This window comes from Streptomyces sp. enrichment culture (assembly GCF_964272895.1).
GTDB lineage: Bacteria > Actinomycetota > Actinomycetes > Streptomycetales > Streptomycetaceae > Streptomyces.
In genome coordinates this window covers 2158052-2177482 of the sequence record NZ_OZ186832.1, presented here as the reverse complement: position 1 = coordinate 2177482, position 19431 = coordinate 2158052, and the positions used below count along the sequence as shown (strand labels likewise).

General features: G+C 71.6%; 13 protein-coding genes. 7 read left to right on the top strand and 6 right to left on the bottom strand.

Annotated elements, in window-relative coordinates; genetic code table 11:
• Positions 1-7: 7 nt before the first annotated feature.
• From ACSU6M_RS09870 to ACSU6M_RS09845, 6 genes are all read left to right on the top strand, one after another.
• Entirely contained in the window at positions 8-913 is a 906-nt protein-coding gene (locus ACSU6M_RS09870) for a sugar ABC transporter permease (RefSeq protein ID WP_437068804.1), read from the top strand.
• Between the two features lie 235 nt (positions 914-1148).
• Positions 1149-2822: a glycoside hydrolase family 13 protein gene (locus ACSU6M_RS09865; RefSeq protein ID WP_437068802.1), complete on the top strand. Its 1674-nt coding sequence runs from the start codon at positions 1149-1151 to the stop codon at positions 2820-2822.
• A gap of 93 nt (positions 2823-2915) precedes the next feature.
• The gene (locus ACSU6M_RS09860; protein WP_437068800.1) at positions 2916-3737 is read left to right on the top strand and encodes a tetratricopeptide repeat protein; all 822 of its coding nucleotides are present in this window, start codon (positions 2916-2918) and stop codon (positions 3735-3737) included.
• Between the two features lie 174 nt (positions 3738-3911).
• Complete coding sequence (locus ACSU6M_RS09855) at positions 3912-5291, top strand: alpha-amylase (RefSeq protein WP_437068798.1); 1380 nt, start codon at positions 3912-3914, stop codon at positions 5289-5291.
• Between the two features lie 143 nt (positions 5292-5434).
• On the top strand, positions 5435-10843 hold the full coding sequence (gene pulA / locus ACSU6M_RS09850) for a pullulanase-type alpha-1,6-glucosidase (RefSeq protein WP_437068796.1): 5409 nt from the start codon (positions 5435-5437) through the stop codon (positions 10841-10843).
• 47 nt (positions 10844-10890) lie between these two features.
• Complete coding sequence (locus ACSU6M_RS09845; protein WP_437068795.1) at positions 10891-11247, top strand: 5-carboxymethyl-2-hydroxymuconate Delta-isomerase; 357 nt, start codon at positions 10891-10893, stop codon at positions 11245-11247.
• A gap of 6 nt (positions 11248-11253) precedes the next feature.
• Here ACSU6M_RS09845 and ACSU6M_RS09840 read toward each other — a convergent pair whose 3' ends face one another.
• Positions 11254-11490, bottom strand: coding sequence for a response regulator transcription factor (locus tag ACSU6M_RS09840; protein WP_437068793.1), 237 nt, complete (start codon positions 11488-11490; stop codon positions 11254-11256).
• Positions 11491-11736: 246 nt separating this feature from the next.
• On the opposite strand from ACSU6M_RS09840, the gene ACSU6M_RS09835 reads away from it, so the two are divergent.
• Positions 11737-14193, top strand: coding sequence for a SpoIIE family protein phosphatase (locus ACSU6M_RS09835; RefSeq protein ID WP_437068791.1), 2457 nt, complete (start codon positions 11737-11739; stop codon positions 14191-14193).
• A gap of 347 nt (positions 14194-14540) precedes the next feature.
• On the opposite strand, the gene ACSU6M_RS09830 is transcribed toward ACSU6M_RS09835, so the two are convergent.
• The 5 genes from ACSU6M_RS09830 to ACSU6M_RS09810 all read right to left on the bottom strand — a co-directional run bounded on the left by ACSU6M_RS09830 (position 14541) and on the right by ACSU6M_RS09810 (position 19341).
• Entirely contained in the window at positions 14541-15350 is an 810-nt protein-coding gene (locus tag ACSU6M_RS09830; protein ID WP_437068789.1) for a hypothetical protein, read from the bottom strand.
• A 254-nt stretch (positions 15351-15604) separates the two neighbouring features.
• A complete protein-coding gene (locus ACSU6M_RS09825) occupies positions 15605-16579 on the bottom strand; it encodes a serine/threonine-protein kinase (protein WP_437068787.1) in 975 nt (324 codons plus the stop codon).
• A gap of 58 nt (positions 16580-16637) precedes the next feature.
• Positions 16638-17327 carry a TetR/AcrR family transcriptional regulator gene (locus ACSU6M_RS09820; RefSeq protein ID WP_437068785.1) on the bottom strand — a complete coding sequence of 230 codons (690 nt, stop codon included), beginning with the start codon at positions 17325-17327 and terminating at the stop codon, positions 16638-16640.
• Positions 17328-17395: 68 nt separating this feature from the next.
• Complete coding sequence (locus ACSU6M_RS09815; RefSeq protein ID WP_437068783.1) at positions 17396-18436, bottom strand: PDR/VanB family oxidoreductase; 1041 nt, start codon at positions 18434-18436, stop codon at positions 17396-17398.
• On the bottom strand, positions 18436-19341 hold the full coding sequence (locus ACSU6M_RS09810; RefSeq protein ID WP_437068781.1) for a metal-dependent hydrolase: 906 nt from the start codon (positions 19339-19341) through the stop codon (positions 18436-18438). The genes ACSU6M_RS09815 and ACSU6M_RS09810 overlap by 1 nt, the downstream gene beginning before the upstream one ends.
• Positions 19342-19431: the final 90 nt, after the last annotated feature.

The following is a 19431-nucleotide window of genomic DNA, read 5'->3' as shown; positions in this document are numbered from 1 at the left end:
AGCCCCCATGAGTACGACCGCTGCCCCGACCTCCGCCGAGGAGACCAAGGTCCGCCCCGCCCCCGCGGGCACGCCCCGCCGCCGCGGCGAGCGCAGCCTCCTCGCCTCCGTCGCCTCCCACGGCATCCTGATCACCGGCAGCCTGATCGCGCTGTTCCCGATCGCCTGGCTGGTGTTCCTGTCCCTCGGACCGGACAAGGACGACTATCTCCACCCCGGCCGGATCTGGGGGAAGATGACGCTCGACAACTACTCGTTCGTCCTGACGGAGACCAAGTTCTTCGACTGGCTGACCAGTTCGCTCGTCGTCTCCCTCGGCACCACGGTCATCGGCGTGATCATCGCCGCGACCACCGGCTACGCCGTCTCGCGCATGCGCTTCCCCGGCTACAAGAAGTTCATGTGGGTGCTCCTGGTCACCCAGATGTTCCCGATCGCCGTACTGATCGTGCCGATGTACCAGATCCTCTCCGAGCTCCAGCTCATCGACACCTACCTCGGTCTGATCCTCGTCTACTGCTCGACCGCGGTGCCGTACTGCGCCTGGCTGCTCAAGGGCTACTTCGACACCATCCCGTTCGAGATCGACGAGGCCGGCCGGGTCGACGGGCTCACCCCGTTCGGCACGTTCTTCCGGCTGATCCTGCCGCTGGCCAAGCCGGGCCTCGCGGTGGCCGCGTTCTACAGCTTCATCACCGCCTTCGGCGAGGTCGCCTTCGCGTCGACGTTCATGCTGAGCGACACGAAGTACACCTTCGCGGTGGGTCTGCAGAGCTTCGTCAGCGAGCACGACGCCCAGCGCAACCTGATGGCCGCCACCGCGGTGCTGGTCGCCATACCCGTCTCCGCGTTCTTCTACCTCGTGCAGAAGAACCTGGTGACCGGCCTGACCGCGGGCGGCACGAAGGGCTAGCCGCCGAGAGGGGACCGCGGGTCGTTCTTCGGCCGCGGCGCCGTCGTGGCTCGTCGCGACCACGCGGCGGAAGCCGCACGTCGATACAGTCCCGCCCCCTTCACCGGCGTTGCCCTCCTGTACCCGAGACGGTCGCGGTGGCCTTCCGACCCCGCTGCCGCCGCGACCGTCTCGTCACCCCGCCGCCCCTCCCCACGTCCCAATGACATCGATCGAGTTACCCCTCAAGGACGCCATGAGTCAGCACACCTCCGCGCCGCACTCCGCCGTCGCCACCGTCGCCAAGCGCCGTGACTGGTGGCGGGACGCGGTGATCTACCAGGTCTATCCGCGCAGCTTCGCCGACAGCAACGGCGACGGCATGGGCGACCTGGAAGGCGTACGCTCCCGTCTGCCCTACCTCCGCGACCTCGGCGTGGACGCCGTGTGGCTCAGCCCCTTCTACGCCTCCCCGCAGGCCGACGCCGGCTACGACGTCGCCGACTACCGCGCCGTCGACCCGATGTTCGGCAACCTGCTGGACGCCGACGCGCTGATCCGCGACGCGCACGCGCTGGGGCTGCGCATCATCGTCGACCTGGTCCCCAACCACTCCTCCGACCAGCACGAGTGGTTCAAGCGGGCCGTCGCCGAGGGCCCCGGCTCGCCGCTGCGCGAGCGCTACCACTTCCGCCCCGGCAAGGGCGCCGACGGCGAACTGCCGCCCAACGACTGGGAGTCCATCTTCGGCGGCCCCGCCTGGACGCGGATCACCGAGCCCGACGGCACGCCCGGCGAGTGGTACCTGCACCTCTTCGCCCCCGAGCAGCCCGACTTCAACTGGGAGCACCCGGCGGTCGGCGACGAGTTCCGCTCCATCCTGCGCTTCTGGCTGGACATGGGCGTCGACGGCTTCCGCATCGACGTCGCCCACGGCATGGTCAAGGCGGCGGGCCTGCCCGACCTCGGCGCCCACGACCAGCTGAAACTGCTGGGCAACGATGTCATGCCGTTCTTCGACCAGGACGGCGTGCACGACATCTACCGCCAGTGGCGGCTGATTCTCGACGAGTACTCCGGCGAGCGCATCTTCGTCGCCGAGGCGTGGACGCCGACCGTCGAGCGCACGGCCAACTACGTCCGCCCCGACGAGCTGCACCAGGCGTTCAACTTCCAGTACCTGGGCACCGACTGGGACGCCGAGGAGCTGCGCAAGGTGGTGGACCGCACCCTTGAGGCGATGCGCCCGGTGGGCGCCCCCGCCACCTGGGTGCTGTCCAACCACGACGTCACCCGCCACGCCACCCGGTTCGCCAACCCGCCCGGCCTCGGCACCCAGATCCGCACCGCCGGCGACCGCGCACTGGGCCTGCGCCGCGCCCGCGCGGCCACGCTGCTGATGCTGGCCCTGCCCGGCTCGGCGTACCTCTACCAGGGCGAGGAGCTCGGCCTGCCGGACGTCGTCGACCTGCCCGACGAGGTGCGCCAGGACCCGGCGTACTTCCGCGGCGCGGGCCAGGACGGCTTCCGCGACGGCTGCCGGGTGCCGATCCCCTGGACGCGCGAGGGCTCCTCGTACGGCTTCGGCAGCGGCGGCAGCTGGCTGCCCCAGCCGTCCAGCTGGGGCGAGCTGAGCGTCGAGGCCCAGACCGGCGTGCCCGGCTCCACCCTGGAGCTCTACCGCGCCGCCCTCGCCGTGCGCCGGGAACAGCCCGACCTGGGCGCCGGCGACGAGGTCGAGTGGCTGCGCGCCCCCGAGGGCGTCCTGGCCTTCAGGCGCGGCGAGTTCGTGTGCGTCGCCAACACGACGGGGGAGTCGGTGACGACCCCGGCGTACGGCCGTGTCCTGCTCAGCAGCGGCGAGGTCGCCGAGGCCGACGGCGAGACGAAGGTCCCCGCGGACACCACGGTGTGGTTCACCACGGTCTGACCGTCCAGGTGTCCGCACCGCAGGGCCCGCCACCGCACCCCGGTGGCGGGCCCTGCCCGCGTCCGCCGGCCCCGCTCACGTAACCTCCCTGGGGTGAAGCTCCCGACGCCCGCCTCGTACCGCTCCCGGCGACTCGGCGCCGCCCTGAAGCATGCGCTGCACCTCGCCGAAGAAGGCCGGTTCGAGGAGGCCGAGGCCGCGGCCAGGGCGTGCCAGGCGGCGGCCGGGCGGCTGCGCGGCGGGCGGCGCCTCGCGATGACGCGGTACGCGCAGGTGACGGCCACGGCGGTGGCCTGCGCCCATGGGCGGGGCACCGAGGTGCTGGCCGAGATGGAAGCGCTCGTCGCGGACCTGGAGGGCCTGGCCGGATCGGAGCGGACCCTCCTGGTGCTGGTCCGGCACAACCGCGCGACGATCCTCGACTGGCAGGGACAGCACGCCGAGGCCGAGGCGGAGGCGCAGGCCCTGCTGCGCGAACTGTCCCGGCTGAAGCAGTTGGGCACGAGGGTGTGGAAGCTGGAGCTGACCGTCCTGGACGGCCTGGCGCAGGCCCTGTGCGGGCTTGGCCGCCCCGAGGAGGCCGAGGCGATCGCGCGAGGGAACCTGTCCAGGGCCGAGGGCGTCGCCGGCGCCGAGGCCGCGCTGCACTGCACGCTGGTGCGCAGCCTGAACGGCCAGGGCCGCCACGCCGAAGCCCTCACCGAGGCACGCCGGTTCACCCCGCCCCGGGAACGGGGCCACACCGGGAAGCTGGACCTGGCGACGGCGACCGCCCTGGACGGCCTGGGGCGCCGGAGCGAGGCGGCCGACGTGGCCCGCCGGGCCCTGGCCGACTGCGGGCGGCATCTGCATCCGGCCCACCCCCGCCTCGGCGAAGCCCGCACCCTCCTGGCCCGCCTCGGAACCGCCGAGTAGGGCCACCGCCGCGCCCCGCAATTTCTTGCAGCAACTTCCCGCGCACCCCTGGCCCCTGCGGATGTCCAACCCTTAACATCACCGCAACCGCAAGGTTTCAGCAATTTTGCAGCAAGAACCTTCAGCGTGTTCCCCGCACTTCCGCGCACCCTTCAAAGGTGAAGGACTCTCCACATGGCCAGAACTCTCTCGGGCGCGCTGGCGCTCGCTGCCGCGGCGGCGGTGCTGATACCCGGCACCGCGGGCACCGCCCAGGCCGCGCCGCCCGGCACCAAGGACGTCACCGCCGTCCTCTTCGAGTGGAAGTACTCCTCGGTCGCCGCCGAGTGCACCAACCGCCTCGGCCCCGCCGGATACGGCTACGTCCAGGTCTCCCCGCCCGCGGAGCACATCCAGGGCTCGCAGTGGTGGACCTCGTACCAGCCGGTCAGCTACAAGATCGCGGGACGGCTCGGTGACACCGCCGCCTTCCGCAACATGATCGACACGTGTCACTCGGCCGGTGTGAAGGTCGTCGTCGACACCGTCATCAACCACATGGCCGCCGGCAACGGCACCGGCACCGGCGGCTCGTCGTACACCAAGTACACCTACCCCGGCCTGTACTCGTCCTACGACTTCGACAACTGCACCGCCGAGATCACCAACTACCAGGACCGCTGGCACGTCCAGAACTGCGAGCTCGTCGGCCTCGCCGACCTCGACACCGGCGAGGAGTACGTCCGCTCCGCCCTCGCCCGGTACATGAACACCCTGCTCTCCTACGGCGTCGACGGCTTCCGGATCGACGCGGCCAAGCACATCCCGGCCGCCGACCTCGCGAACATCAAGTCCCGGCTGACGAATCCTTCCGTCTACTGGAAGCAGGAGGCCATCTACGGGGCCGGCGAGGCCGTCCAGCCGAGTGAGTACACCGGCAACGGGGACGTGCAGGAGTTCCGGTACGCGTACGACCTCAAGCGGGTCTTCACCAACGAGCGCCTCGCCTACCTGAAGAACTTCGGCGAGGGCTGGGGCTATATGAGCAGCGGCGTCTCCGGTGTCTTCGTCGACAACCACGACACCGAGCGCAACGGCTCCACCCTCAGCTACAAGGACGGCGCCAACTACACGCTGGCCAACGTCTTCATGCTGGCCTGGCCCTACGGGGCACCCGACATCAACTCCGGCTACGAGTTCTCGGACCACAACGCCGGTCCGCCGGGCGGCGGTCAGGTCAACGCCTGCTGGCAGGACGGCTGGAAGTGCCAGCACGCCTGGCCCGAGATCCAGCGCATGGTCGCCTTCCGCAACGCCACCAGGGGCGAGGCGGTCACCAACTGGTGGGACAACGGCTCCCAGGCCATCGCCTTCGGCCGGGGCTCCAAGGGCTATGTGGCCATCAACCACGAGTCCTCCTCGCTGACCCGCACCTACCAGACCTCGCTGCCCGCGGGCACGTACTGCAACGTGCAGAACAACACCCCCGTGACGGTCAACTCCAGCGGCCAGTTCACCGCCACGCTCGCCCCGAACACGGCCCTGGCCGTCTACGCGGGCAAGTCCTCCTGCTGAGCCGTCCGCCGAGCCGCTGACCGGGCAAGGGTCGTGAAAAGCCTTTCCGTTACTTTCACGACCCTTGCTGCAATCTTTGCGCGGCGATACCGTCGCGCCCGGGGTCGGACCCGAATGAGCCGTCATCGCAAGGAGTTCACGCCTTGATATCCAGAAGGCCCGCGCCTGGGACGCGCCGTACCGCACAGGGCAGACGGGTCGCGGCCGTCACCGCCGCCGCGCTCGCCGCAGCCCTGGTGCACCCCCTCGCCGCCCGCGCCGACACCCCGCCGCCACCCCCGTCGGACGCCGCGCTCGCCGCCGAGCCCGCCCGCCACGACCTCACCCGCGAGCAGTTCTACTTCGTCCTGCCGGACCGCTTCGCCAACGGCGACGCCTCCAACGACCGGGGCGGCCTCACCGGCACCCGCCTCACCACCGGCTACGACCCCACGGACAAGGGCTTCTACCAGGGCGGCGACCTCAAGGGCCTGACCCGCAAGCTCGACTACATCAAGGGCCTGGGCACCACCGCCATCTGGATGGCGCCCATCTTCAAGAACCAGCCCGTGCAGGGCACCGGGGCCAACGCCTCCGCCGGCTACCACGGGTACTGGATCACCGACTTCACCCAGGTCGACCCGCACTTCGGGACCAACGCGGACCTCAAGGACCTCATCGCCAAGGCGCACGCCAAGGGGATGAAGGTCTTCTTCGACGTCATCACCAACCACACCGCCGACGTCGTCGACTACGAGGAGAAGTCCTACGGCTATCTGTCCAAGGGCGCCTTCCCCTATCTGACCAAGGACGGCAAGCCCTTCGACGACGCCGACTACGCGGCGGGCGGCCGGAAGTTCCCGCGCGTGGACCGCGACTCCTTTCCGTACACCCCGGTCGTGCCCGCCGCCAAGAGGAACCTGAAGGTCCCCAAGTGGCTCAACGACCCGCGGATGTACCACAACCGGGGTGACTCCACCTTCGCCGGCGAGAGCTCCACCCACGGCGACTTCTCCGGCCTGGACGACCTGTGGACCGAGCGTCCCGAGGTCGTCAAGGGCATGGAGCGCATCTACCAGCGCTGGGTGCGCGACTTCGACATCGACGGCTTCCGCATCGACACGGTCAAGCACGTCAACAGCGAGTTCTGGACCCAGTGGGCCACCGCCCTCGACGCGTACGCGGCCGAACGCGGCCGGGACGACTTCTTCATGTTCGGTGAGGTCTACTCCGCCGACACGGCGGTGACCTCGCCGTACGTCACCCAGGGCCGCCTGGACGCCACCTTGGACTTCCCCTTCCAGGAGGCCGCCCGGCAGTACGCCTCCCAGGGCGGCAGCGCCAGGAAGCTCGCGGCCGTCTTCGGCGACGACTACAGGTACACGACCGACAAGGCCAACGCCTACGAACAGGTCACCTTCCTCGGCAACCACGACATGGGCCGCATCGGGACGTTCCTCAAGCAGGACAACCCCGGCGCCTCGGACGCCGAGCTGCTGAAGAAGGACCGGCTCGCCAACGAGCTGATGTTCCTCAGCCGCGGCAACCCGGTGATCTACTACGGCGACGAGCAGGGCTTCACCGGCGCCGGCGGCGACAAGGACGCCCGCCAGCCGATGTTCGCCTCGCGCACCGCCGACTACCTCGACGACGATCTGCTCGGCACCGACCGCACCCACGCGAGCGCCGCGTACGACACGAGTGCGCCGCTCTACCGGCAGATCCGTGCTCTCGCCGCGCTGCGCAAGGCCCACCCGGCCCTCGCCGACGGGGTCCAGACCGAGCGCTACGCCGCCGAGGGCTCCGGCGTCTACGCCTTCTCCCGCACGGACGCCAAGAGCGGCGTCGAGTACGTCGTCGCCTTCAACAACGCCGGTGAGGCGAGGACGGCGACCTTCGGGACCGGTTCGGCGCACATGCGGTTCGACGGGATCTACGGCACCTCCGCCCGGATCACCTCCGACGCCGGCAAGCGGCTCACCGTCACCGTTCCCGCCGGTTCCGCCGTCGTCTACAAGGCCGCGGCCAAGCTCGCCGCCCCCGCCACCGAGCCGGCCCTCACCCTGAAGGCCCCCGCCGCCGGAGCCATCGGGACCGTCGAGGTCACCGCGGACGTGGACGGCGGTCAGCTCAACCGGGTCGTCTTCGCCGCGCAGACGGGCACCGGCCCGTGGCGGGTCCTGGGCTCCGCCGACCACGCCCCGTACAAGGTCACGCACACCATCGGCGAGGACGTGGCCCCCGGCACCGCCCTGCGCTACAAGGCCGTCGTGATCGACTCGGCCGGACGTACGGCGTCCGCGACGGCCGCGTCGAGCACCGGTACCCCGCCTGCCGCGGAGGTCCCCACCGCGTCCTCCCGCGACTACGCGATCGTCCACTACAAGCGCGCGGATGGGAACTACGCCGACTGGGGCCTGTACGCCTGGGGCGACATCGCCGACGGCGAGTCCACGAACTGGCCGGACAGCCACCCCTTCATCGGCCGTGACGCCTACGGTGCCTTCGCCTACGTCAAGCTGAAGCCGGGCGCCACCGGCGTCGGCTACCTGGTCATCGACAAGCAGGGCAACAAGGACGTCTCCGCCGACCGCACGATCGACGTCACCAAGACCGGCGAGATCTGGATCGAGCAGGGCAAGGAGACCGCCCTCACCGAGCGCCCCGAGGGCGTGTACCCAGCGCCGGACACCTCCAAGGCCGTCCTGCACTACCACCGCGCCGACGGGAACTACGACGGCTGGGGCCTGCACACCTGGGCCGGTGCCGCGCAGCCCACCGAGTGGTCCAAGCCGCTGATGCCGGTGAAGACTGATGCCTATGGCGCGGTCTTCGAGGTGCCCCTGGCCGAGGGTGCCACCAGCCTCAGCTACATCCTCCACAAGGGCGACGAGAAGGACCTGCCCGCCGACCAGTCCCTGGACCTCAGGGCCCACGGCCACGAGGTGTGGCTGGTGAGCGGCCAGGAGAAGTACCTGCTCCCGCAGCCCGAGGGCTCCGCGGCCGCGCTCGACCTGACCACCGCCAAGGCGGTCTGGATCGACCGGAACACGATCGCCTGGAACAGCTCCGAGAGCGCCGCCTCCACCCAGCTGCTGTCCTCCCGCACCGGCTCCATCGAGGTCAAGGACGGGACGCTGACCAGCACCGACGAGCGCTGGCTGCGGCTGAGGAAGACCGCCCTCACCGAGGCGCAGAAGGCGAAGTTCCCGCACCTGAGGAACTACACCGCCTACTCCGTCGACCCCCGCGACCGCGACCGGGTCCGCCACGCCCTGCGCGGCCAGCTCGTCGCCACCCAGCGGGCCGCGAACGGTGCCGTGCTCGCGGCGACCGGCGTGCAGATCGCGGGCGCGCTCGACGATCTCTACGACGCCACCGACGCCGACCTCGGCCCGGTGTTCCGCGACGGCCGGCCCACCCTGTCGGTGTGGGCGCCGACCGCGCAGAGCGTCGCGCTGGAGATCCAGGACACCCTCGTCCCGATGAAGCGCGACAGCGCCACCGGCGTCTGGTCGGTGACCGGTCCCGCCTCGTGGAAGAACAAGCCGTACCGGTACGCCGTCACGGTGTGGGCGCCCAGCGTCCGCGAGGTCGTCACCAACAAGGTCACCGACCCCTACTCGGTCGCGCTCACCGCCGACTCCGAGCGCAGCCTGGTCGTCGACCTCGCCGACAAGGCGCTCGCGCCGGCCGGCTGGACGACGTACACCAAGCCGAAGGCGGTGCCGCTGAAGGACGCGCAGATCCAGGAGCTGCACATCCGGGACTTCTCCGTGGAGGACCGGACCGCCGAGCACCCCGGCACCTACGCCGCCTTCACCGACAAGGACAGCGACGGCTCGAAGCACCTGCGGAAGCTGGCCGAGGCCGGCACCTCGTACGTGCATCTGCTGCCCGCGTTCGACATCGCCACGATCCCCGAGAAGAAGGCCGACCAGGCCAGGGCCGACTGCGACCTCGCCTCCCTCCCCGCGGACTCCGAGCGGCAGCAGGAGTGCGTCGCGAAGATCGCCGCGAAGGACGCCTACAACTGGGGCTACGACCCGTACCACTACACGGTCCCCGAGGGCTCCTACGCCACCGACCCGGACGGCACCGCCCGTACGGTCGAGTTCCGCGAGATGGTCAAGGCGCTCAACGAGGACGGTCTGCGGGTCGTCATGGACGTCGTCTACAACCACACCGCCGCGAGCGGTCAGGCCAAGACGTCCGTCCTGGACCGGATCGTGCCGGGCTACTACCAGCGGCTGCTGGCCGACGGCTCGGTCGCGAACAGCACGTGCTGCGCCAACACGGCCACCGAGAACGCCATGATGGGCAAGCTCGTCGTGGACTCGATCGTCACCTGGGCCAGGGAGTACAAGGTCGACGGCTTCCGCTTCGACCTGATGGGCCACCACCCGAAGGCCAACATCCTGGCGGTCAGGAAGGCCCTCGACGCGCTCACCCTGGAGAAGGACGGCGTCGACGGCAAGAAGATCATCCTGTACGGCGAGGGCTGGAACTTCGGCGAGGTCGCCGACGACGCCCGCTTCGAGCAGGCCACGCAGAAGAACATGGCCGGCACCGGCATCGCCACCTTCTCCGACCGGGCCCGTGACGCGGTGCGCGGCGGCGGCCCCTTCGACGCCGACCCCGGCGTCCAGGGCTTCGCCTCGGGCCTGTACACCGAGCCCAACCCGGCGGCGGACAACGGCACCCGGGAGCAGCAGCGGGCCCGCCTGCTGCACTACCAGGACCTGATCAAGGTCGGCCTGTCCGGCAACCTCGCCGATTACCGGTTCACCGACACCAGCGGCAAGGAGGTCAAGGGCTCCGAGGTCGACTACAACGGCGCCCCGGCCGGTTACGCGGCGGCCCCCGGCGACGCCCTCGCCTACGCCGACGCGCACGACAACGAGACGCTGTTCGACGCCCTCGCGTTCAAGCTGCCCGCCGAGACCGGCGCGGACGAGCGGGCCCGGATGCAGGTCCTCGCGATGGCCACGGCCACCCTCTCGCAGGGCCCGGCGCTCTCCCAGGCCGGTACCGACCTGCTGCGCTCGAAGTCGCTGGACCGCAACTCCTACGACAGCGGCGACTGGTTCAACGCCGTCCACTGGAACTGCGCCGACGGCAACGGCTTCGGCCGCGGGCTGCCCCCGGCGGCCGACAACCTGGCCAAGTGGCCGTTCGCCAAGCCCCTGCTGGGCAGGCTGACGGTCGGCTGCGAGCAGATCGAGGGTGCCTCGGCCGCGTACCGGGACCTGCTGAAGATCCGTACGACGGAGCAGGCGTTCTCCCTCGGCACGGCCGAGCAGGTGCAGGAACAGCTCTCCTTCCCGCTGTCGGGGACCGAGGAGACGCCCGGTGTGATCACCATGCGCCTCGGTGACCTGGTCGTCGTCTTCAACGCGACGCCCGGGGAGCAGCAGCAGCGGGTGGCGGACCTGGCCGGGACCGGCTACCGGCTGCACCCGGTGCAGGCGTCCGGCGCGGACGCCGTCGTGAAGAACGCCTCCTACGCGGAGGAATCGGGCACCTTCACGGTGCCGGGCCGCACGGTGGCGGTCTTCACCCGCGCCGGCTGATCCGGCTGTGGTTAGGGTGCTCCTGTCCGCAGAGAACAGGAGCACCCATGCCGCAGATCAAGGTCGAGCACTCCGGACACCTGGACGGTGTCGACTGGGAGGAGTTCGCGCTCGAGCTGCATCCGCTGGTCGTCCGCCTGGCGCCGGGGGCGCGGCTGGAGGCGTGCAAGACCCGTGTCCTCAGGTCCGCGGCGGACGTGGTCGGGGCGGACCGGGAGCGGCACGCCATCGCGAACGTCTCGATCGCCCTGATGGCCGGCCGCTCCGAGAAGACCAAGGGGCATCTGGCCGATGCCGTGGTGGAGCTGCTGCGCAAGCATGTCGAGCCCATGGACGGGGTCAGGCTGCATCTGTCCGCCGAGATCCGCGACCTCGACCCCTCGTACCGCAAGGCCGAGGTCTAGGACCGGTCACAGGCCCAGCGCGATGGCCAGGCGGGTCAGCTCCGCGGTGGTGTGGACGTGGAGCTTGGCCCGGATGCGGCGCAGATAGGTGTCCACGGTGTGCTGGGAGAGGCCCATGTGGCGAGCCGCCTGCAGATAGGTGCGGCCCGAGGCGATGTGGCGCAATGTCTCCCGCTCACGGGGGGTGAGCTCGGGGGCGTCGGTGGTGGTCGCGGCGGGGATGGCGGTGGCGATGGAGTTCATGGGGGTGTTCTCCGGCGGCTCTGCTCGATCGTTCCTGCTCGCACCCTTGGAAGCAGCTGACGAATGCCCGATTGCTGCGTTTCGTCCCTTGTAAAGATGGTGTCGGGGTGACGTCATAGCCGTGTCCGCCGACTGTCACAGGCCCGTCACAGGGGTTTGAACCGCTCCGGTTGGTGGTCGGCGCGCTCCGGGATCATGCTGGTCGGAGGGGGCCGTACGGGCACGTGAACCGCGAGAGGAGCGGTGATGGTGCGTCCTTCCTCCCTTTCCGGTGAACGAGCGCGGCCGGACACCCCGCCCCCCGCGGTCTGCACGGCCACGGTGGACGAACGGGGCATCGTCACGGGGTGGAGCGAGGGGGCCGGACGGCTCCTGGGCTACGGACCGGCGGAGATCGTGGGGCGTCCGGCGGCCCGGCTGGTCGCCGGTGACGTCGGGGAACGGGCGCGCACGGTCGCGGCCGGGCGCCGGGGCTGGAGCGGCACGGCGGTCCTGCGGCATCAGGACGGCCGGCACCTTGAGCGACGGCTGCTGGCCCGCCGGCGATCCTCCCCGCCGACGGGCGCGGACACCGGCGCGGGCAGGGAGTGGCTGGTGGTGGCGGAGGCGGCCGGCCGGCCGCCGGCGCGGCCGGGGCAGGCCCTGCCGGAGGGCGGTGCGTTCGCCGCGTGGGCGCTGCGGCAGCTGCCCTGCATCGTCGGCGTCTTCGACCCGGATCTGCGGCTGGTGGAGGCGAACGCCGCACTGGAGGGCGCGCTCGCGCTGACCGCGCGGGAGATGCGCGGCTGGCGGCTGGCCGAGCTCGCCCCGCATCCGCTGAGCGACCGGGCCGAGGCGGCGATGCGGCTGGTGCTGGAGGGCGGCGAGGTCCAGCACGTCCCCGACCTCATCGGCCCGGCGGGCGTGGGGACGGAGGGCGGCTGGCCGGCCTCGCTGGCGCCGCTGAAGGACGCCGACGGCCGGGTGCGCGCGGTGTCCCTGGTCGCGCACCACACGGCCGAGGCATATGCGGCCCGGCAGCGCGTGCTGCTCCAGGGCCAGGCCCGGATCGACGTCGCCGGCGACTCCGAGCGCACGGCACAGGAACTGGCCGAGGTCGTCGTCCCCGCCGTGGCGGACTTCGCCGCCGTCGACGTCCTGGACGTCTTCTGGCGGGGCGGCGAGGCCGATGTCGTCGTGCCGGCCGGTTCGGCGGGGCGGGTGAGCCTCAGCCGGGTCGCGGCACGGTCGGTCCTCGGCGACGGCGGCGTCCTGGTCACGCCGGGCGAGTCGGTCCGCTACCCGGCCGTCTCGCCGGTCACCCGCTGCCTGGTCGAGGGACGGGCGGCCGTGTACGGGCTGGGCGAGCCGGCCATGATCCGGTGGGCCCAGGAGGACCCCCAGGCCGCCCGGATCGGCGAGGCGGGGGTGCAGTCACTGATGGTGCTCCCGCTGCACGCCCAGGGCGGCATGCTCGGCGCGGTGCTGCTGGGCCGCCACCGCAGCCGGGAGCCCTTCGAGGCGGAGGACGTCACGCTGGCCGAGCAGCTGGTGGGCACCGCGGCCGAGGGCATCCACCGCGCCCGGCGCCGCGGACGCGGGCACACGACCACCGTGACCCTGCAGCGCAGCCTGCTGCCCCAGACCCTGTCCGAGCAGCACGCCTTCGACGTCGCCACCCGCTATCTGCCGGCCGGCGGCCGGGCGGGCGTGGGCGGCGACTGGTTCGACGTGATCCCGCTGTCGGGCACCCGCGTCGCGCTGGTCGTGGGCGACGTCGTCGGGCACGGCATCCGCGCCTCCGCGACCATGGGCCGGATACGCACCGCCGTGCGCACCCTGGCCGACGTCGACCTGCCCCCCGACGAACTCCTGACCCACCTCGACGACCTCGTGGTGCACCTGTCCGCCGAGGAGGCCGGACCGCAGGAGGCGGAGGGCGCCGCCGGCATCGGCACCACCTGCCTGTACGCGATCTACGACCCCATCTCCCGCGGCCTCGCGCTGGCCCGCGCCGGCCACCCCCCGCCCGCGGTGGTCGCCCCCGACGGCGCGGTGCGCTTCCTGGACGTCCCGCCCGGCCCGCCGCTGGGCCTGGGCGGCCTGCCCTTCGAGACCGTCGAGACCGAGCTGGCCGAGGGCAGCCTGCTCGTCCTGTACACCAACGGCCTGCTCCAGGCCCGCGACCGTGACATCGACGAGGCCCTGGACAAGATGTTCGCCACCCTCGCCCGCCCCGCCACGGCCCCCGACGTGATCTGCGACCGGCTCCTCGCCGCCATGCTCACCCACCCGCCGGACGACGACATCGCCCTCCTCGTCGCCCGCACCCGCAGCCTCGGCGACGACCAGGTCGCCACCTGGCAGCTGGGCTTCGACCCCACGGTCGTCGCCCAGGCCCGCCGGCTGGCCACCGACCAGCTCGAAGCCTGGGGCCTGGAGGAGGCCGGGTTCATCACCGAACTCGTGGTCAGCGAACTGGTCACCAACGCCCTGCGCTACGGCCGCGAGCCCGTGCGGCTGCGCCTGATCCACCAGGGCGCCACCCTCATCTGCGAGGTCTACGACGCCAGCAGCACCGCCCCGCACCTGCGCCGCGCCCGCGCCTTCGACGAGGGAGGACGCGGCCTGCTGCTGGTCGGCCAGCTCGCCCAGCGCTGGGGCACCCGCCACACGGCCACCGGCAAGACGGTCTGGGCCGAGCAGTTCCTCGACCCGCACTGACGGCTCCGCGGTGTCCTCCGCGCCCCGGCCGTCACCGTCCGCCCCGCCCGGCCGGAGCCGGCGGTCCGCCCGGGTGCACAGCCGCCGCAGCCAGGCCGAGGGCCGGAACGCCGGGTGACGCAGACCGGGGCCGTACGACGACCGGCGCGTCGCCGGCGTGGTGCGGGGCGGCACGGGGGCGCAGACGGCACCGGGGGCGATCGAGCGGGGGTGCGCTATCTGGGCGAAGGAGCGCTGCCAGAAACGGGGGGCCATGGTCGCTGGATCCTTTCGGGGCAGGGGGGTGAGAAAGGCCGGCGAGGGCGGGTGCGGTGTCACCACCGCTTCCCGCCCTCGCCGTCCGTGCCCTACAGGGCCGGTGCCTCAGCCGGGGCTTCCTCGGCCGGGGCCTCCTGGGCCGGGGCTTCCTCCGCCGGAGCCTCCTCGGCGGGGGCTTCCTCGGCCGGGGCTTCCTCAGCCGGGGCTTCCTCCGCCGGAGCCTCCTCCGCGGGGGCTTCCTCGGCCGGGGCTTCCTCCGCGGGGGCTTCCTCGGCCGGGGCTTCCTCCGCCGGAGCCTCCTCGGCGGGGGCCTCCTCAGCCGGCGCCTCCTCGGCCGGGGCCTCCTCGGCGGGAGCCTCCTCCGGCTTCATCTCGTCCTCGTGCTTGTCCTTCTCCTTCTCCTCCTCGTGCTTGTCCTTGACCTCGTGCTCCTTCTTCCAGTGGTCCTTGTCGTGCCAGAAGTCGTCGTCGTGGTGCTTGTGCTTCCAGTAGTGGTCGTTGTGGTGCTTCTCCCACCAGTAGTAGTCCTTGAAGCTGTCCCAGAAGTACCACTTGTGGTGCTTCACCACGATGTAGAAGATCTGGTAGTCGTCGTCCCAGTAGAACTTGTGCTTGCCCCACCAGCAGAAGTACGGCTTGTGGTGCTTGCCGTGGTGCTTGTGGTGCCCGTGGTGCTTGTGATGCTTCTTGTGGTGCTTGCCCCAGCACTTGTGCTTCTTGTGCTTGTCCTGGTGCGTGGGTGCCATGGTCACCGACGTCGGGGACGCCGGGGCCGCGGTGGCGGCCGTGGCCGGGAGGACCACGCCTCCGGCGGCGAACGCCGCCGCCGTGACGGCCGCGGCCATGTTCAGGCGGCGCTTGGGTCGGGCGTTCTCGCTGGTGCGGATCTCGGTGCTCATGTCTTCTTCTCCTGAAGTGAGGGGCACTGCCGGTGCCTCGGTGCCTCGTCCTGCGTTCCGGGCTTTCCGGTGAGGCGCACTTCCAGTAGGCCCTCCCCGGCGGGCGGGGTCATGTTCCGAGGGCTCGGGACTTGACGGGGCCGGAGCCGTCGGGTAGAAGCGGGCGGGTGCCGGTGGAGCTCTCCCGGAGTGCCGCCCGCGGTGCGGCGCGTCTCGCGCCAACCGTCCGGCGTGTACGGCCGGTTGACGGGCCGTCAGTGATCGCGCGGGCGCGTGAGGACCGGCCGCGCCCACGCGGGGGGCTGCGGAACAGGCGCGGCATCCCGCTCGGCCCGGACCGGGACCTGGGGCTGCCGAGGGCGCGCCGGCTCCGCCGACCGGGCCGTGGCGCGCAGGGCCGCCACGAACTCCGTGCAGGACCCGTAGCGGTCCTCGGGCGCCTTGGCCAGCGCGCGGGCCATGACGTCGTCCATGTCCGGCGGCGTCCCCGGCCGCCGCTCGCTCAGGGCGGGCGGCTGGTCGTACTGGTGCGCCCACAGCAGTTCCATGCTGTCGTCCCGCTGGAAGGGCGGCCCGCCCGCCAGGGCCTCGTGGACGACGCAGGCCAGGCTGTACAGATCGCACCTGCCGTCCACCGGGCGCCCCGCGATCTGCTCGGGCGCCACATAGTCGAGCGTGCCGACGAACTCGCCCACGGCCGTGAACCCGGTCAGGGACAGGGACTTCTTCGTCAGCCCGAAATCCGTGAGATAGACGTGCTCGGGGTGGTCGCTGTCCGTTCCCCGCGCCACCAGCACATTGCCGGGCTTGACGTCCCGGTGCACCAGCCCGTGGTCATGGGCCGCGTCCAGCGCGGACGCCACCTGCGCGGCGATCCGCAGCGCGGTCCCGACCGGCAGCGGGCCCTCCCGGTCGAGCAGGGCCCGCAGATCCGGTCCCGGCACGTACCGCATGGCGATGTACAGGACCCCCTCCGTCTCACCGGCCTCGTAGATCGGCACGACGTGCGGGTGGTCCAGCGCCGCGGCCACCCGCTGCTCGTGCGCGAAACGACGGCGGAAGGTGTCGTTGCGGACCATGTCCGGGGTCAGCAGCTTCAGCGCCACCGTGCGCTCCAGGCGCAGATCCCGCGCCCGGTACACCACGGCCATCCCCCCGCGGCCGAGCTCGCACTCCACCTGGTAGCCCGCGATCCGCGCCCCGATCAGGCCGGCTGGACGCCCGTCCATGAAGAAATTATCCGGCGCCCGGGCCCCCACCGCCTACTCGTCGTGGGCGCACCGCCACCTACGAGGCCAGCCGCACCAGCCGGGTGAGCAGGTCGGTGAAGGGACCGTCGCCCGGCTCCCCCTCCAGCAGCGGGCGCAGCAGGGCGGCCATCTCGGCGTCGTGCGCGGCGCTCACCGCGAGCAGGGCGCCGAGGTCCTGCACCAGCTGGAGCTCCAGTTCCGCGCGCGGGATGCGCCGCCCGTCCAGCCAGATCAGCGCGGTCGACTCGGCGAGCGAGATCCACGAGCGGACCACCAGCTCAAGGCGGGCGGGCGGCTCGGTGACGCCGAGGTGGGCCAGGATCTGCTCGTAGGCGGCCTGGCGGACGGAGTCGATGAGGGCGTTCGTCGTCGAGGAGCCCACGGCCGGGCCGCCGCGCATCAGGGCCGAGAAGCCGGGACCGTGCTCGTCGACGAAGTCGAAGAAGCGGCCCATCACCCGCAGCAGCCGTGCCCCGAGCGGGCCCTCGTGCGGCTCGGTGAACCGCCCCGCCAGATCCTCCGAGGCACGCCTCAACGCGGCCTCGTAGAGGCTGAGTTTGCCGGGGAAGTAGTGGTAGACCAGCGGGCGCGAGATACCGGCGGCCGACGCTATCTCGTCGATGGAGACCTCGTCGGGGGAGCGGCGGCTGAACAGCTCCAGGGCGACCCCGATGAGCTGCTGCCGGCGCTCCTCGACTCCCATCCTGCGGCGCACCCCGGTAGACATGCGAACACTTTACCGATCGGATCCGGCCCCGAACGGGCCGGACCGATCGCGCGATTCACCAGATCCGTTCACATGTCGAGCACCAGGCGCTCACTGCGGGCACGGGACACACAGATCAGCATCGAGTCGTCCCGCTCGCCGTCCGTCAGCAGCTCGTCCCGGTGGTCCACCTCGCCCTCCAGCACCCGCTGTTGGCAGGTGCCGCAGAAGCCCTGCTCGCAGGAGTACAGGGTGTCCGGCAGCTCCGTGCGGATCGCGGCCAGCACGGTGGTGTCGGCGGGCACGGTCAGCGTCCGACCGCTGCGGGCCAGTTCGACCTCGAACTCCCGGTTGCCGTCGGTGGAGGTGCGGGGCGTGAACCGCTCCAGGCGGACGTCCGGCGCGCGTTCCTGCACGGCCGCCATCAGCCCCTCGGGCCCGCAGCAGTAGACGGTGGCGCCCTCGGGCGCGTCCCCGAGGAAGGCGTCCAGGTCGGGCAGGCCCGCCTCGTCCTCGGCGACCACCGTCACCCGGTCGCCGCCCAGCTTCAGCACGTCCTCCAGGAACGGCATCGACGCCCGGCTGCGCCCGCAGTACAGCAGCCGCCACTCGGTGCCCTCCGGCAGCGCCCGCAGCATCGGCAGCACCGGGGTGATCCCGATGCCGCCCGCGACGAACACGTAGGAGGGCGCCTCGACCAGCGGGAACCGGTTGCGCGGCCCGCGCACCTCCAGCTCGGTGCCCGCCTGCACCTGCTCGTGCACCTCGCGCGACCCGCCCCGCCCGTCCGGCACCAGCCGGGTGGCGACCGTATAGGACGAGGTGTCCTCCGGGTCGCCGCACAGCGAGTACTGCCGCACGAGCCCCGACGGCAGGACGAGGTCCAGGTGCGCGCCGGGCTCCCAGCGCGGCAGGTCGTGCCCCTCCAGGCGCAGTCGTACGACGCCGTCGGCGATCTCCTCGTGCGCGGTCACCAGCAGCCGCAGCGCCCGTGAGCGCGGCCGCCCGGAGACCGGCTCCTCCAGCGCGGGCATCGGCCACAGGGGAGATGCCTGGACACGGCGGCGCAGAGCACGCCGTACGAGATAGGCGCCGCCCGCGACGGCCAGTACGGTCATCGGCCTCGGCATCACGCGGCCCCCTTCTCGGCGGCGAGCGCGGCCGGCGAGGACGCCAGATAGGCCACGGCCTGCGCGGTGGAACCCTCCTGCGAGGGGTGGTACGTGCGGCTGAGGTAGGTCGGGATCGACCGCAGCATGGCGCCGGTCGAGGGCAGGGTGCCCTGCCGCCCCCGCAGATAGAAGTCCTTGAAGGACGGCTTGGCGGCCGGCAGCGTCGGGTCGTTCTCCATGAAGAACCGGACCCCGCGCTGCCACAGGAACACCAGCGTCGCGAACGCCGTCGCCCAGGTCCGCGCCCGGCGCCGGTATCCGCCGTCGACATGCATGAAGAGGTCGAACGCCACCGACCGGTGCTCGACCTCCTCGGCGCCGTGCCAGCGCAGCAGATCCAGCATCGTCGGATCCGCCCCGCGCCGGTCCAGCTCCTCGGCGTTGAGCACCCAGTCGCCCAGGAACGCCGTGTAGTGCTCGATCGCCGCGATCAGCGCCACCCGCTCCATCAGCCACCAGCGCCGGGCCCGCCCCGGCGGCAGCGTCCGGTCGCCCAGCAGCTTCTCGAACATCCAGTCCACCTGCGCGGTGTACGGCGTCGGATCCAGCCCCAGCTCCCTGAGGTGGGGCAGCACCTCGTCATGGGCCTGGGAGTGCACCGCCTCCTGCCCGATGAACCCGATCACGTCCTGCCGCAACCGCTCGTCCCGCACAAACGGCAGCACCTGCTTGTACACATGCACGAACCACCGCTCACCCGCCGGCAGCAGCAGATGCAGCACATTGATGGTGTGCGTGGTGAAGGGATCGCCGGGCACCCAGTGCAGCGGCGTGTCCTCCCAGGCGAAGGACACCTTCCGCGCCTTGAGCGGCACCCGTTCGTCATCGACCGGCCGGGGGAGACGGCCCTGCTTGTTAGACATGCTGTCAATGTACTGACGGGTAAGCCGGACGGGAACCCTCGTGCGGGGAACTTCTCGACGAGGGGCGCGCAGGCGCCGGCAAAGGGCGCG

Excerpts from the sequence above, each read along its gene's own strand:
- ACSU6M_RS09810 (WP_437068781.1), bottom strand. The coding sequence starts at position 19,341 with ATGTCTAACAAGCAGGGCCGTCTCCCCCGGCCGGTCGATGACGAACGG.
- ACSU6M_RS09845 (WP_437068795.1), top strand. The coding sequence starts at position 10,891 with ATGCCGCAGATCAAGGTCGAGCACTCCGGACACCTGGACGGTGTCGAC.
- ACSU6M_RS09835 (WP_437068791.1), top strand. The coding sequence starts at position 11,737 with ATGGTGCGTCCTTCCTCCCTTTCCGGTGAACGAGCGCGGCCGGACACC.
- ACSU6M_RS09840 (WP_437068793.1), bottom strand. The coding sequence starts at position 11,490 with ATGAACTCCATCGCCACCGCCATCCCCGCCGCGACCACCACCGACGCC.
- ACSU6M_RS09820 (WP_437068785.1), bottom strand. The coding sequence starts at position 17,327 with ATGTCTACCGGGGTGCGCCGCAGGATGGGAGTCGAGGAGCGCCGGCAG.
- ACSU6M_RS09870 (WP_437068804.1), top strand. The coding sequence starts at position 8 with ATGAGTACGACCGCTGCCCCGACCTCCGCCGAGGAGACCAAGGTCCGC.
- ACSU6M_RS09865 (WP_437068802.1), top strand. The coding sequence starts at position 1,149 with ATGAGTCAGCACACCTCCGCGCCGCACTCCGCCGTCGCCACCGTCGCC.
- ACSU6M_RS09830 (WP_437068789.1), bottom strand. The coding sequence starts at position 15,350 with ATGAGCACCGAGATCCGCACCAGCGAGAACGCCCGACCCAAGCGCCGC.
- ACSU6M_RS09825 (WP_437068787.1), bottom strand. The coding sequence starts at position 16,579 with ATGGACGGGCGTCCAGCCGGCCTGATCGGGGCGCGGATCGCGGGCTAC.
- ACSU6M_RS09855 (WP_437068798.1), top strand. The coding sequence starts at position 3,912 with ATGGCCAGAACTCTCTCGGGCGCGCTGGCGCTCGCTGCCGCGGCGGCG.
- ACSU6M_RS09815 (WP_437068783.1), bottom strand. The coding sequence starts at position 18,436 with ATGCCGAGGCCGATGACCGTACTGGCCGTCGCGGGCGGCGCCTATCTC.